Source organism: Streptomyces sp. APSN-46.1 (assembly GCF_022815725.1).
GTDB lineage: Bacteria > Actinomycetota > Actinomycetes > Streptomycetales > Streptomycetaceae > Streptomyces.
The window spans coordinates 68,248-82,833 of sequence record NZ_JALGRF010000002.1; the positions used below are offsets into that span (position 1 = coordinate 68,248).

At 71.9% G+C, this 14,586-nt stretch carries 11 protein-coding genes; all 11 read left to right on the plus strand.

What is annotated here, in order from left to right:
- Positions 1-5: 5 nt before the first annotated feature.
- A complete protein-coding gene (locus tag MTF65_RS06880) occupies positions 6-299 on the plus strand; it encodes a DUF3039 domain-containing protein (protein ID WP_243627409.1) in 294 nt (97 codons plus the stop codon).
- Between the two features lie 163 nt (positions 300-462).
- Entirely contained in the window at positions 463-2,097 is a 1,635-nt protein-coding gene (locus tag MTF65_RS06885) for a beta-N-acetylhexosaminidase (protein ID WP_243627410.1), read from the plus strand.
- Between the two features lie 356 nt (positions 2,098-2,453).
- Positions 2,454-3,368 (plus strand): xanthine dehydrogenase family protein subunit M, encoded by a 915-nt coding sequence (locus tag MTF65_RS06890; RefSeq protein ID WP_243627411.1) that lies wholly within the window; start codon positions 2,454-2,456, stop codon positions 3,366-3,368.
- Complete coding sequence (locus tag MTF65_RS06895) at positions 3,365-5,539, plus strand: 2Fe-2S iron-sulfur cluster-binding protein (protein ID WP_243627412.1); 2,175 nt, start codon at positions 3,365-3,367, stop codon at positions 5,537-5,539. The genes MTF65_RS06890 and MTF65_RS06895 overlap by 4 nt, the downstream gene beginning before the upstream one ends.
- 59 nt (positions 5,540-5,598) lie before the next feature.
- Complete coding sequence (locus MTF65_RS06900) at positions 5,599-7,899, plus strand: xanthine dehydrogenase family protein molybdopterin-binding subunit (protein ID WP_243628598.1); 2,301 nt, start codon at positions 5,599-5,601, stop codon at positions 7,897-7,899.
- 169 nt (positions 7,900-8,068) lie between these two features.
- On the plus strand, positions 8,069-8,545 hold the full coding sequence (locus MTF65_RS06905; protein WP_243627413.1) for a hypothetical protein: 477 nt from the start codon (positions 8,069-8,071) through the stop codon (positions 8,543-8,545).
- Between the two features lie 2 nt (positions 8,546-8,547).
- Entirely contained in the window at positions 8,548-10,026 is a 1,479-nt protein-coding gene (locus MTF65_RS06910) for a hypothetical protein (protein ID WP_243627414.1), read from the plus strand.
- Positions 10,027-10,053: 27 nt separating this feature from the next.
- Complete coding sequence (mycP, locus tag MTF65_RS06915) at positions 10,054-11,226, plus strand: type VII secretion-associated serine protease mycosin (RefSeq protein ID WP_243627415.1); 1,173 nt, start codon at positions 10,054-10,056, stop codon at positions 11,224-11,226.
- Between the two features lie 33 nt (positions 11,227-11,259).
- Positions 11,260-11,682 carry a hypothetical protein gene (locus MTF65_RS06920; protein ID WP_243627416.1) on the plus strand — a complete coding sequence of 141 codons (423 nt, stop codon included), beginning with the start codon at positions 11,260-11,262 and terminating at the stop codon, positions 11,680-11,682.
- A gap of 10 nt (positions 11,683-11,692) precedes the next feature.
- Positions 11,693-13,981: a hypothetical protein gene (locus MTF65_RS06925; protein WP_243627417.1), complete on the plus strand. Its 2,289-nt coding sequence runs from the start codon at positions 11,693-11,695 to the stop codon at positions 13,979-13,981.
- A complete protein-coding gene (locus MTF65_RS06930) occupies positions 13,981-14,529 on the plus strand; it encodes a hypothetical protein (RefSeq protein WP_243627418.1) in 549 nt (182 codons plus the stop codon). Before MTF65_RS06925 ends, MTF65_RS06930 begins: the two co-directional genes overlap by 1 nt.
- Positions 14,530-14,586 lie beyond the last annotated feature (57 nt).

The window sequence follows — 14,586 nt, forward strand, 5'->3', positions numbered from 1 at the left end:
GCTTTATGAGCACTCTTGAGCCCGAGCGCGGGACTGGTACGGGGACCCTCGTAGAGCCGACGCCGCAGGTGTCCCACGGCGACGGCGACCACGAGCGCTTCGCCCACTACGTCCAGAAGGACAAGATCATGGCGAGCGCGCTCGACGGGACCCCCGTCGTCGCGCTCTGCGGCAAGGTCTGGGTGCCGGGCCGGGACCCGAAGAAGTACCCGGTCTGCCCCATGTGCAAGGAGATCTACGAGTCCATGGGCGCCGGCGGCGACAAGGACAAGGGCGGCAGCGGAGGCAAGGACAAGTAGCACCCCGTCCGGGTCCGCCCGGCCAGACTTCGCGGGACCGAGGGCCCCCGAGGTGCGCGAAGGCGCGCCCCGGGGGCCCTTCGCGTACTAGGGTCGGCGTAACGAGCGCTCTGCGGAACGGGTGTTGCGCAGGGCGCAACACGCTGCCGCGAAGGGTTGACGCATGGACCTGATCCCGCTTCCCCGGGTCGCCGATCTGCGTGAGGACGCGGTCCGCTACGCGTTCGGGCCCGAGCCGGCCCTCCGCGCCGGGGCGGGTACCGGCGGGACCGCGCGCTGGCTGCGCCGCGAGCTCGGCGCGGCCACCGGCTGGGACCTCCCGGACGCGCCGCCCGGCGAGCCGGGGGACATCCGGCTCCGCCTCGGCGAGCTCGGCGAGCTCCTCGGGCCCGAGGAGTACCGGATCACCGTCGGCGAGAGCGGGGTGGACCTGGTCGGAGGAGCCGCCGCCGGCCTGTTCTGGGGCGCGCAGACGCTGCGTCAGATGCTCGGGCCCGACGCGTACCGCAAGGCGCCGCTGCCCGGGCGGGTGTGGAGCCTGCCGCAACTGGCCATGGAGGACGGTCCCCGGTTCGGGTGGCGCGGCATGATGCTGGACGTCGCGCGGCACTTCATGCCCAAGGACGGCGTGCTGCGGTACATCGACCTGCTCGCCGCGCACAAGCTCAACGTGCTGCACCTGCATCTGACGGACGACCAGGGCTGGCGGGTCGAGATCGAGCGCTACCCGAAGCTCACCGAGGTCGGCGCGTGGCGGCCGCGCAGCCGGTGGGGGCACCGGGCCTCGCCGCTGTGGAACGAGACCCCGCACGGCGGCTTCTACACGCGGGACGACATCCGCGAGATCGTCGCGTACGCCGCCGAGCGGCACGTCCGGGTGGTCCCGGAGATCGACGTACCGGGGCATTCGCAGGCCGCGATCGCCGCGTATCCGGAGCTGGGGAACACCGATGTGGTGGACACGGCGGCGCTGGAGGTGTGGGACGACTGGGGGATCAACGAGAACGTGCTCGCGCCGACCGAGGGGGTACTGCGGTTCTACGAAGGGGTCTTCGAGGAGCTGCTGGAGCTGTTCCCCGTCGAGGTCTCGCCGTTCGTCCACGTGGGCGGGGACGAATGCCCCAAGGAGCAGTGGCGGGCCTCGGCGACCGCGCGGCAGCGGATCCGGGAGCTGGGGGTGGACGGGGAGGACGGGCTGCAGTCCTGGTTCATCCGGCACTTCGACGACTGGCTGACCGCGCGCGGGCGGCGGCTGATCGGCTGGGACGAGATCCTGGAGGGCGGACTGGCGCCGGGCGCCGCCGTGTCGTCGTGGCGCGGGTACGCGGGCGGGATCGCGGCCGCCGAGGCGGGTCACGACGTGGTCATGTGCCCGGAGCAGCAGGTGTACCTGGACCACCGTCAGGCGGGCGGCCCCGATGAGCCGGTGCCGATCGGGTACGTGCGCTCGCTGGAGGACGTGTACCGCTTCGAACCGGTGCCGCCGAAGCTCTCGCGGGAAGCCGCCGCCCATGTGCTGGGCGCGCAGGCCAATGTGTGGACCGAGGTGATGGAGAACCAGAGCCGAGTGGACTACCAGGTGTTCCCGAGGCTGGCCGCGTTCGCGGAAGTGGTGTGGTCCCGGCTTCCGGAACCGGTGGAGCGGGACTGGGCCGGCTTCGAGGCGCGGATGGCGGAGCACTACGTACGACTGGACGCGCTCGGGGTCGACTACCGGCCGCCGGGCGGTCCGTTGCCGTGGCAGCGGCGGCCCGGAGTGCTCGGACGCCCGATCGAGGGAGAGCCCCCGATCGTGTGACTCCGGCAACCGGAACTCTTCGGCAGTCTTTGGAACTCTTTCTCGATTTCGGTGGATACGGGGGAAATCGGGCGGTCGGGTGGAGCGTGATCCTCCTGGGGCGCCCGGCCGTCCCTCGCGCCCTCCCTCGCGCCGACCTCCCGCCGCCCCTCGCGCCGAGCGGTGCCGAAGATGTGCCAGAGTTGCCACGTCCCGGCGGTGAGCACGTACCGTACGGCGGACAGGCGTGAGCGCCGGGACCGGGACATCGGGAAGGGGCAGCTGGGTTGACCACGCACGCACCGCATGCACTGCACGCACCGGATTCACCTCAGGGGCCCCAAGGGCCGCAGGCGTCGCACGCGACGCAGTCCGTGATGCTCCCGGCCTCGCTCGACGAGGCCGTGGCGGCGCTCGCCGCCATGCCCGCCGCCGTGCCCGTCGCGGGCGGCACCGACCTCATGGCCGCCGTCAACGCCGGGCTGCTGCGGCCCGCCGCGCTGGTCGGCCTGGGCCGGATCAACGAGATCCGCGGCTGGCAGTACCAGGACGGCCACGCGCTGCTCGGCGCCGGACTGACCCACGCGCGGATGGGGCGGCCGGATTTCGCCGCCCTGATCCCCGCGCTGGCGGCGGCCGCGCGGGCCGCCGGGCCGCCGCAGATCCGCAACGCCGGCACGCTCGGCGGGAACATCGCCACGGCGGCGCCGACCGGGGACGCGCTGCCGGTGCTGGCCGCGCTGGAGGCGACGCTCGTCATCGTCGGTCCGGGCGGGGCGGGTGAATCCGGTGAGGCGGGTGTGCCGGGTGCGTCTGCCGTGTCGGGTTCGTCGGGTTCGTCGGGTACGTCGAGCCGGGAGATTCCGGTGTCGCACCTGCTGGCCGGGCGCGACATGCTGCGGCCGGGCGAGCTGATCGGCTTCGTACGGGTGCCGCTGCTGCACGCGCCGCAGGTGTTCCTGAAGGCCACGGGACGTACGGGTCCGGGGCGTGCGGTGGCGTCCGTGGGGCTTGTGCTGGATCCCGCGCGCCGGGGCGTGCGCTGTGCGATCGGCGCGGTCGCCCCGATGCCGCTGCGGCCGCTGGAGGCCGAGCAGTGGGTGGCCTCGTTGATCGACTGGGACGGGGACGACCGGAGCCTGGCGCCCGAGGCGCTGGCGGCCTTCGGGGAGTACGTCGCGGCGGCCTGCGTACCCGACCAGGGGGAGCCGGTGGCCCCCGGCGTACTGCATCTGCGGCGGACGGTCGCCGTGCTGGCACGGAGGGCCCTGGGGAGGGCGCTGACCTCATGAGTGAGAACGAGATCGAGAACATGAGCGGTGGCAACGGGCCCAGGGGTCAGGCCGAGCCCGTCTGGGGCTGGGAGCCGGTGCCGCACGGCGGCGAGTACGACTCCGACGCGACGGCCTTCGTGAAGCTGCCGGAGGACATGCTGAACGCGCTCGGCACGGGAGAGCCGCTGGCCGCCCCCGGGCACGGGTACGTCCCGCCGCCGATGATCGTGCCGCTGGGGTCCGCGACCACGGACCCGGCGGCCACGGGCACCTGGTCCATGCCGGTGCAGTGGCCGGAGGCCGGGGCGGGGGCCGGGGCCGGGGCCGATGCCACCGTCCACCACGCGCCGGTGCCTTCGCCCGCGCCGGTCGGCGGGCCGATCCCGGCGTCGATCCCGCTGCCGCCGTCGGTGGCGGCGGAGTTCGCCGGCCCGGCGCGGGCCGGGGCCGAGCGGGGCGCGGGCCTGGAGCCCGACCCGGGGGCGACGGCGGAGTGGCGGTTCCCGGACGCGACGCAGACCGCTCAGGTTCAGGCCGCTCAGGCGCAGGCCGCTCAGGCGCAGGCCCACGCGACCGGGCAGTGGGCGATGCCGGCCTCGGTGACCGGGGTCGGAGGAACGCCCGAGGAGACCGGGGAGTTCCGGGGCAGCGCCCTGGACGCCGACTGGAGCCAGGCCCCGGCGACGCTGCCGGGGGGTGCGGCTGCCCCGTGGGCGACGCACTCCGGATTCGACGGCGTGCGCGGGTACGTGGCGGAGCAGCCGGGCCCGGCCGAGGGCGACCTGTCGCTGACCTCGGGCGTGCTGCCGGGGCTCGCGGAGACCGCGCGCGGGTTCGGCGGGCCGGCGGCGGGCGCCCCGGGCCGGGGGCCGCGCGTGCTGGGCGGCCCCGGGGTGGGCACGCTCCCCGAGGGCGAGCCGGTGCACCCGGCCCCGCACGACATCGAGGCCGCCCATGGCCCGGCGGCGGCTCCGGCCATGGCGGAACGACCGCATCCGGGGGGCGGGGCGGACGCCGCGCTCGCGGGTGGACACGGGTTCGGGGACGTTTGGCACCCGCACGCGGACCCCGCGCGGGCGGAGCACGCCGAGCAGCCGGGGCGGCCCGGGCAGTCGGAGCAGCCCGGGTATCCGGCGCAGCCCGAGCAGCCGGGGCCGATGGGCGGGACCGGGTTCACGGGGGCGGCTCCGGTCGGGGCTCTGGCTCCGGTCGCGGGTGCGGCCGCTGAGCCGGTGGGTGGGCCCGTGGTGCCGCCCGCTGTGGCCGGTGGGCCCGTGGTGGCCGGTGAGCCCGTGGTGACCGGTGAGCCCGCTGTGGCCGGTGGGCCCGCTGTGGCGGCCGCCGAGCCTGCGGCCCCGGGCGCCGAGTCCGAAGAACACGGCTTCACCGGATCCGGCCCTGCCTTCGCCGAAGAGGGGGAGTCGCCCACGCCGACCGGGGAAGGCCCGGACCCTGCCGGGGCGACCCCGGACGCGGGGAGCGCCGGAGGTTTCCCGGCGGAGGATCCGACGTACGACGAAGAACTCGCGGTGCCCGTCGCCCATCACGAGCACGAGCATCCGCCGGCTTCCTACGTGCTGCGCGTCAACGGCGCCGACCGGCCCGTCACCGGCGCGTGGATCGGGGAATCCCTGCTCTACGTGCTGCGCGAGCGCCTCGGCCTCGCCGGGGCCAAGGACGGCTGCTCGCAGGGCGAATGCGGGGCGTGCGCCGTGCAGGTGGACGGCCGGCTCGTCGCCTCCTGCCTGGTTCCGGCCGCGACCGCCGCCGGGAGCGAGGTCCGTACCGTCGAAGGTCTCGCGACGGACGGGGAACTCTCGGATGTGCAGCAGGCGTTGTGCAGGTCGGGTGCGGTGCAGTGTGGATTCTGCGTGCCCGGCATGGCCATGACCATCCACGACCTGCTGGCGGGCAACCACGCCCCCAGCGAGCTGGAGACCCGCCAGGCGCTGTGCGGCAACCTCTGCCGCTGCTCCGGCTACGCGGGGGTCATCGACGCCGTCCGCGAGGTCGTCGCCGAGCGTGAGGCGACGGCGGCCGCTTCTACGGCTGCGGCCTCGGCCTCGGCTGCGGCGTCGGCATCGGCATCGTCGGCACCGGCCGGGTCCCCCGCGCCCACCGAGGCGCGCATCCCGCACCAGGCACCGCCCGGCGAGGGCGGGATCCACCACAACGGAGGCATGGCGTGAGCGGGCACGACGCGGCCACGGCGACCACCGGCACCGCCGCCGGCACGGCGACCGCCACGGTGACGGCCTCGGGGGCCGCCCCCGACAGCGAGGCCGAGGAGCGGGGGGTCCCGCGCGGCATCGGCGCGTCGGTGCCGTCCGCCGACGCCCGCGCCAAGGCCGAGGGCACCTTCCCGTACGCCGCCGACCTGTGGGCCGAAGGCCTGCTCTGGGCCGCCGTGCTGCGCTCCCCGCACGCGCACGCCCGGATCCTCTCCATCGACACCTCGGCCGCCACCGAGATGCCCGGCGTCCGCGCCGTCGTCACCCACGCTGACGTCCCCGGCGCCACGACGCACGGCCGCCGGATCGCCGACCGGCCGGTGTTCGCCCACGACGTGGTCCGCCACCACGGCGAGCCCATCGCCGCCGTCGCCGCCGACCACCCGGACACGGCCCGGCTCGCCGCGGCTGCCATCGCCGTCGAGTACGAGCTGCTCGACGCGGTCACCGACCCCGAGCAGTCCTTCGGGGCCCCCGCCCTGCACCCCGACGGCAACCTGATCCGGCACATCCCGCTCCGCTACGGCGACCCGGAGGCGACCGGCGAGGTCGTCGTCGAGGGCCTGTACCGGATCGGCCGCCAGGACCCCGCGCCCATCGGCGCCGAGGCCGGGCTGGCCGTACCGCGGCCCGACGGCGGCGTGGAGATCTACACCGCGTCCACCGACCCGCACACCGACCGCGACCTGGCGGCCGCCTGCTTCGGGCTGGAACCGGACCGCGTACGGGTCGTCGTCACCGGCGTCCCGGGCGCGACGGCCGACCGCGAGGACGCCGCGTTCCAACTGCCGCTGGGCCTGCTCGCGCTGCGCACCGGCTGCCCGGTCAAACTGGCCGCCACCCGCGAGGAGTCCTTCCTCGGCCACGCCCACCGCCACCCGACGCTGCTCCGCTACCGCCACCACGCGGACGCGGAGGGCCGGCTGGTCAAGGTGGAGGCCCAGATCCTGATGGACGCGGGCGCGTACGCCGACGCCTCCGCGGAGTCCCTGGCGGCGGCGGTGGCCTTCGCCTGCGGCCCGTACGTGGTCCCGCACGCCTTCATCGAGGGCTGGGCGGTCCGTACGAACAACCCTCCGTCGGGCCATGTCCGCGGCGAGGGCGCGATGCAGGTGTGCGCGGCCTACGAGGGCCAGATGGACAAGCTGGCGGCGGCGCTCGGCATCGACGGCGCCGAACTGCGCATGCGCAACGTCCTGGCCACCGGCGACCTGCTCCCCACCGGCCAGACGGTCACCTGCCCGGCGCCGGTGGCCGAACTCCTGCGCTCCGTACGCGACTACCCGCTGCCCTCCCTCCCCAAGGACACCCCGGAGGACGAGTGGCTCCTGCCCGGCGGCCCGGAGGGCGCGGGCGAGCCGGGCGCGGTGCGGCGCGGGGTCGGGTACGGGGTCGGCATGGTCCACATGCTCGGCGCCGAGGGCACGGACGAGGTCGCCACCGCCACCGTCAAGGTGGTCAACGGCTCGGCGACGGTCATCTGCGCGGCGGTCGACACCGGCCAGGGCTTCGCGACCCTCGCCCGCCAGATCGTCCAGGAGGTGCTGGGCGTGGACGAGGTGGTGACGGCCCCGGTCGACACCGACCAGCCGCCGGCGGGCCCGTCGGCGCACGGCCGGCACACCTGGGTCTCGGGCGGCGCGGTGGAGCGGGCCGCGAAGATGGTCCGTACGCAGCTCCTCCAGCCGATGGCCCACAAGCTGGGCATGTCCACGGAACTGCTCCAGATCGCGGATGGCCGGATCACCTCGTACGACGGGGCGTTCTCGACGACGGTCGCGGAGGCGATGGCGGGCAAGGAACTCTGGGCCACGGCCCAGTGCCGCCCCCACCCGACCGAACCGCTGGACGCGGACGGCCAGGGCGACGCCTTCGTCGGCCTCGCGTTCTGCGCGATCCGCGCGGTGGTGGACGTGGACATCGAACTGGGCTCGGTACGTGTGGTCGAGTTGGCGGTCGCCCAGGACGTGGGCCGCGTCCTCAACCCCCGCCAGCTGGAGGCCCGTATCGAAGCGGGTGTCACACAGGGCGTGGGCGCGGCGCTGACGGAGAACCTCCGCTCGGTGTCGGGACTGGTCCGCCACCCCGACCTGACGGGGTACGCGCTGCCGACCGCGCTGGACGCCCCGACCGTCCGCATCGTCAAACTCGTCGAGGAACGGGACGTGGTGGCCCCCTTCGGCGCGAAGGCGGCGAGCGCGGTCCCGGTGGTGACGGCCCCGGCGGCGGTGGCCTCGGCGGTCCGCGCGGCAACGGGCCGGCCGGTCAACAGGCTCCCCATCCGGCCATCTGCCGCGGTCGCGGTGCCCAACTCGTGACCGTGTGACCCGCATTGCACCTGCAACCCCGGACTTGGGGGTGTCGGTCCCGGTGGTTAGAGTGATACGGAGTGAGTTCCCGTGCGCCCGCGCACGGGTGCGAACTCGTGTGCACGGGGACGGCCCGCGGTAGCGGGCCAACGGGGAGTCGGGGAGCGGGGAGATCATCGTGTTCAACTTGGTGAGGGCGCTAGAGGTCGAGTACGAGTCGATGACCGGCTACAAGAAGCTGGTCGACGAACTTCTCGACAAGCTCGACGGCTCCGAGGCCGACGGCAAGAAACTCGCCCACGGCACGCTCCCGGCGGGCACCCTGGGCAAGGGGTTCGCGGAGGCGGAGCTGCTGTTCTCGGCCTACAACACCGTGCACTCGCAGCTGAAGAGCCTGTCGGAAGGGCTGGCGATGCAGATCGAGGCCCTGGGCATCGCGGTTCGTACGGCGGGCAAGGGCTACGCCGGCATCGACGAGGAGACGAAGCAGCGCATGGCCGCGATCGCGGCGAAGGCCCATGAGGACTACGTCGCGGATCGGGATCCGCGTACGCACGAGTTGGCGAAGGAACAGCAGGCCAAGGAACAGCAGGCGAAGGAACAGCAGGCCAACGGCTCGGCCGACAGCGGCGCCAAGGCGAAGGGCAAGGTCTGATCGTGACCCACTTTGAGGGCTACTCGCACGAGCAGCTGTGGGCGATGATCTCGTCCACCAACCCGGAGACGGTGAAGGCCCGGGCCGCGGCGATGGTGGCGGCCGCGACCACGATCAGGCAGGTCGGGGACCGTCTCAAGAAGACGAAGGTCAGCGGCTGGGAGGGCGAAGGGGCCCTGAAGTTCGCGGACTGGGTGAGCCGGGCCGGCAGCGCGACGCTGCGCCTCGCCGATTACAGCGAGACCGGCGGCAAGGAAATGATCCACGTCGCGCAGGTCATGATCGAGGCCAAGGTCAACGCGAAGTACGACGCGGCGAAGGCCGCCACGCTGCAGGCCAACCTCGAAGCCTCCCGTGAGTTCCACAACGACCCGGACGCGCAGAAGATCGGCCAGCAGTCCTACTCCACGCTGAACGGCGACCACCAGCGGGCGATCGACGCGCTGGCGAAACTGGCGCAGCGGTACGACGAGTCGGCGAAGCAGATGAAAGCCACGGAACCGCCGACGTTTCCGCCGCCGCCGGGGGAGTTCGTTCCGCAGGTTGAGCAATACGGAATGGAGCGGACCCAGCGCTCGGGTGGTGCGGGCGCAGCCGACACCGGAGGGTACTCGTACGTGGCGCCTGCCCCTAGCGGTGGCGGTGGCGCGAACGAGTCCGGCTCCGTACCTGGTCACCGGTCGCAGCCCGACATCACCCTGCCTCCGACGACGGGACCGGCGCCGGTGGTGGTGCCCGTACCGGACCGCGATGTGGACGTGGACCTCGACCACGTCGCGACGCTGCCAGAGAAGACGCTCCCCCCGACGACGGCCATCCCGGGCCCTGGTCCTAGTGGGCCGAACCCCGTCGGGACCCTGCCGCCCCTGACGGTCCCGCCGATCGGCCTCCCGGGGCCCCGCGGTGGCGGTGGCGGCCTGCCCCCGGGCATCACCGGTCCTGGTGGCAAGGTGGGCTTGCCTCCGGGCATCACTTCTCCTCCTGGTGGCAAGGTGGGCGGCCGCATCGGTCTGCCCCCTCGTGACACCGGGATCGTCGGCGGCCAGCAGGTACCGACCAATGGGCCCAGCAGGGGTATCCCGCGCGGCACCGTCATCGGCGAAGGCATGCAGGGCGGCCGCGGGATGATGGGTGGCGGCGGCGTGGGTGGTGGCATGGGCGGTCCTCACGGGCCCTCCGGCGGTTCGATGGCGGGCCGTCGACTGGCCGTGGAGCCCGGCGGTGTTGTCGGTGGACGGCAGCTCGGCGCGGTCGGTCGCCCGGTCACGGGTGGCCAGCCGTTCACGCAGGGCGGCTCGGGCCTCGTACGCAACGGGTCGGGTGCCAGTCCGGTCGGCGGTGCGATGGGACACGCGGGTGCTGGTGCCAGCACGCCCGGCAGGCGGCGCGACGATCAGGGGGGCAACCGCCCCGACTACCTGACCGAGGACGAAGAGACCTGGCAGGCCAACCGTCGTGTTGTGCCGCCTGTGATCGACTGAGCGGAACGGACGTAGTACGGGATGCGCATGCGTAAGGCGACCTCGGCTCTGGTGGGTTTGCTGCTGGCCGGGGTCGCCGCGACCCCGGCTCACGCGGAGACGATCCGGGAGCGGCAATGGCATCTCAACGCCATGAAGGCCGACGACATCTGGAAGATCAGCACCGGCAAGGGTGTGACCATTGCCGTGATCGACACCGGCGTTGGCCGCCTTGCTGAACTTGATGGCCAAGTGGTCCAGGGCAAGGACTTCTCGCACGGGTACGAGGGTGACGAGCGCACGGACTACAAGGGGCACGGCACGGGAATCTCGGCGATGATCGCGGGCACCGGGAAACATCCATCAGGTGACGGGTCGTTCGGACTGGCCCCAGACGCCAAAATTCTTCCTCTCCGTGTTTCAGAGGGCGGCGGCGGTCTGCGCCACATGCAGTCCATCAGCGAAGCGATTCGGTTCGCGGCCGACTCGGACGCGAAGATCATGAATATCTCGTTCGGCGGCCTGGGGCAGAGCGATGAGTTGGACGTTGCGGTCAGGTACGCCCTTGGGAAGGGGAAGCTCATCTTCGCCGCCGTCGGAAACGACGGCGCGGGTGTAAACCAGATCATTTACCCCTCGGGCTCGCCAGGCGTGGTGGGTGTTTCCGCTGTTGGCCCCGATGGCGGTGCGACGGATGAGTCTCAGCACGGACCTCAGGTGGACATGTCGGCTCCTGGCATCGACATCCTGACCTCCTGCCCCGGCGATGGGTCGCTCTGCAAAACACACGGCACCAGTTCTGCCACTGCACTGGCTTCCGCCTCCGCCGCCCTGCTCTGGTCGGCTCACCCCGACTGGACGAACAATCAGGTCCTGCGGGTCCTGCTGAACACCGCCGGTAAGCCCGAGGACGGGGCTGAGCGCAACGACTGGATCGGATACGGGGTCGTACGCCCCAAGATCGCGCTACCCACCCCCGGTGACCCTGGTCCGGCGGACGTATTCCCGCTGCCCGACCTGGCGGCAGCCGAGGCGGCGACCAAGTCGCCCTCGGCCTCCGCGGACGGCAAGGCCCCCGACTCGGCGGCGTCGCCCAAGCCGGCGGCCCAGGCCGAGGAGAAGAAGGAGGGCAGCCTCCTTCCCTGGATCGGACTCGGGCTGGGAGCCTGCCTGCTGATCGGCGGGGCCGTCACGGCCGTCGTCGTACGGCGTAACCGCTGACCGCTGACCCGGCCTGACAAGGGAGTTCACGCGATGTCGTTCGACGAGGAATGGTCGGCGGCACGCGCCACGGCCGCCGCCAACGTCTCCATGCGGCTCAACCAGGTTCCGGTCGATCCGGGCGGCGGCGGTGGCGGCGACCTCGATCTCAACCAGGACCACATCGGCGCCATCGGCTCCGAGGCGTACAAGCTGCACACGCGGCTCCAGACCGACGGCAAGCACGCCGCCACCGCCACCACCGAGGCGGCCGGGGCCCTCACCAAGGAGAGCTTCGCCAGCGGCGCGGCGCTGCTCAAGGCGAACACCCTCTGGGAGAGCCAGGTGAAGACCCTCGTGGCCGCCTGCGCGAACATCTCCAACGGGCTGAACTACTCGCTCAAATCCCACGCCAAGGACGAGCAGCAGCTCCAGGCCGACCTCACCGCGTCCGCCATCGACAAGTACCTGAAGTAGGCCGGCCCGCATGCTGACGTACGAGAACGTGATGAACGCCCCGCTGGACAAGCTCCAGACGGCGGCCACCGACTGGAAGGCCATGGCCGGCAAGCTGGACGAGATGGCCGAGGCCGCTCGCAACGGCATGAAGGCGAAGTCCGACAAGGCCGAGTGGAGCGGGGTCACGGCCGGTGTCGGACGGGCGTTCGTCGACAAGACGGCCAAGGAGTTCGAGGACGCGGCCAAGGAGGCCAAGGGCGTGCACGCCGTCCTTGTTGACGCACACACGACATTCAAGGCCGCCCAGGACCAGCTGAAGAAGCTTGCCGCAGACGCCCCGGCGGCCGGTTTCCAGGTCGACCCCACCGGGCGGGTCACCGCCATCCCCCTCGCCACCGAGGGAGAACGGAACGCGGCCCGCCACGACCCCGACTACCAGCAGTCGCTCCGCGAGAACCGCGACGCCTGGCAGGCCCGCATCAACCGAGCCGTCGAGGACGCCCAGGACGCCGACGACTCCCTCGTCCGTGTCCTCCAGGCGAACGTTACGGACGAGCACGACTTCAGCGGCGCGAAGTTCAACACGCTGGACTCCGAACAGGCGGCCCGCGCTGCGGATCTGATGAAGAAGGTCACCGGCGACGGCGGCACGGCCCGCAACGTCGAGGCGCTGCGCGAGCTGGAGGACCTGCTCGACGACAACCGCGAGGACCCCGAGTTCGCGACGGACTTCTACCGCAAGGTCGGCCCCGAGGTCACGCTGGAGATGTACTCTAAGATGTCCCTGGACGCGACCGGCCTGGGCCCGGCGGGCAGGGACCGCGCGTTGATGGTCGCCAACATCCAGAGCGACATGGGCGCGATGCTCGGCCTGGCCACGCACAAGGACGTCCCGAACCACCTCGATGCCGCCTGGACGACCCAGCTGATGAAAGCGGGCCGCAAGGAGATGCAGGTCACCGGCGGCGTGACGACGATCTACGGCTATCAGGCGCTGGGCGCGCTGATGCGCGAGGGCAAGTACGACACGGAGTTCCTGACCTCGGTCGGCCGCGACATGATCGCCATGGACCGCAAGGACCCGAAGGCCTGGGAGCACCACACCCCGTACGGCCTGGACACGGTCCTCAACCAGGGCGCGGAAGGCGGCCGGGGCTTCTACCCCCTGACCGGGCTCATGGAGGCGCTGGGCAACAACCCGGACGCGGCGACGGCGTTCTTCAACGAGCCGGTCCGCGAGGACAGCAACCACGACGGCATCGTCACCAAGAACGACAAGCCGGTCGGCGGGCAGCACGGCAAGGACCAGGGCATGGTCGACTACATGCTCGACAAGAAGCAGTACATGGACGGCTTCGACATCAGCAAGACCGGTGACCTGCACCCGGCGCAGGACGCGCTCGGTGGCGCGCTGGAGGCGGCGGTCTCGGGGCGTGCGGCAGGCGACGAGGACGCTAAGCCCGTACCGCACACCAAGGAGATGGCGTCTGTCATGGAACGGGTCGTCGAGAAGATCGGCGACAAGCCGGAACTGGTCGTTGCGAAGCCGGGCGAGCCCGAAGGCCCGCTCAAGGGGCTGTCCGGGCACTTCGGCCAGATGGCGGCGGAGTACATGCCGGACATCCAGGCCTCGGCGGAGAACGGCAGTCAGATGATCAAGGTCAACGGTGAGATGGCCGAGTTCCACAAGGCCGACATGGCGGCGTTCATCGGGTCCGTCGGCCAGGACCCGGACGCGTACGGTGCCATCACCAACTCCCAGCGGGCGTTCACGACCACGCTCATCAACGACGTCGTCGCGCACCGCGCCGAGTACAACAACGACCTCGATTCGGCGATCACCGCCGCCGTGCACCCTGGCGGCCAGATCGCCGGCATCCTGTCCGAGGCCCGGGCCGAGGGCACGTTCGTGGAGAACGGTCACAAGGCCGAGGAGTACGTCAAGGGCGTCGAGGACAACGCCAAGTGGATCAACCGCGGCATCAGTGCCGCTGGTGGCAAATACCTGGAGATGGTGCCGCTCGCCGGGGACGTCGTGGAATGGCTTCAGGAGGACATCGCCGAAGGCATTGTCGAGCGGGCGAAGAAGGACCAGGCCGAGAAGGCCGGCGAGGTCGATCACAAGGCGGTGATCGACTATACGAACGCACAGACGGAAGCCGGCAAGTCTGCGGCACAATCGGTTCGCAAGGCTGCGGAAGAAACAGGCATGAGCCAGCGGAGCATCGATGCCCTCGCCGGTATGGCTTCGACGCAGACGGCGAACGCCCACGCTGTCGGCCGGGGCCAGGTCGCCACCTCGAACGGTGGCTCCTGATGAACAGCGCCCGTGGCTCCCTCGTGTGCGCCGTCACGCTGGTGGTGGCAGTGGCCTTGAGCGGGTGTGCCGAGGAGAAGAAGGCGGCGGCCCCGCAGTTGCCGGAGCGCACCTGCTTCGGCGTCTTCACGAGGTCCGACCTGGAGCCGCTGATGGGCTATGGCGAGGAGGTGAAGGAGAGTTCGCCGGTCGATGCCCGGCTGACCGCAGAACGCCGAGGGGCGACCTGCAACGTCTATGTCGACGGTGAAGGGCGGGTACTCGTCACGGCCGAGCGTCGGCCTCTGGGGCAGAGCATCACCTGGCCCCCCACCGACCAGAATCAGCCCGCACCGGATCCGCTGGCCCTCGGCGACAAGGGGATCGTGTGGAACACGGGTGCCCGCGTCGCCCTCACCTGTAAGGGGTCCAAGAACTCCTTCGAGCTTGAGCTGGGGATCAGTGGTTCCGTCGAGCACATGAAGCCCGGCACCTCGCGGGCTCTGTTCACCACCTTGATGACGAAGTACCTGGACGCTGCCAAGCAGCAGACCCAGTGCGGCGCCTAGAGCCGGACCCGGGCGCGGCGAAAGCCGCTCAGGGGAGCGCCTGTCCCTGAGCGGCCC

Coding starts and splice junctions, on each gene's coding strand:
- MTF65_RS06920 (WP_243627416.1), top strand. CDS start 11,260: ATGTCGTTCGACGAGGAATGGTCGGCGGCACGCGCCACGGCCGCCGCC.
- MTF65_RS06930 (WP_243627418.1), top strand. CDS start 13,981: ATGAACAGCGCCCGTGGCTCCCTCGTGTGCGCCGTCACGCTGGTGGTG.
- MTF65_RS06895 (WP_243627412.1), top strand. CDS start 3,365: ATGAGTGAGAACGAGATCGAGAACATGAGCGGTGGCAACGGGCCCAGG.
- MTF65_RS06925 (WP_243627417.1), top strand. CDS start 11,693: ATGCTGACGTACGAGAACGTGATGAACGCCCCGCTGGACAAGCTCCAG.
- MTF65_RS06890 (WP_243627411.1), top strand. CDS start 2,454: ATGCTCCCGGCCTCGCTCGACGAGGCCGTGGCGGCGCTCGCCGCCATG.
- mycP (WP_243627415.1), top strand. CDS start 10,054: ATGCGTAAGGCGACCTCGGCTCTGGTGGGTTTGCTGCTGGCCGGGGTC.
- MTF65_RS06885 (WP_243627410.1), top strand. CDS start 463: ATGGACCTGATCCCGCTTCCCCGGGTCGCCGATCTGCGTGAGGACGCG.
- MTF65_RS06880 (WP_243627409.1), top strand. CDS start 6: ATGAGCACTCTTGAGCCCGAGCGCGGGACTGGTACGGGGACCCTCGTA.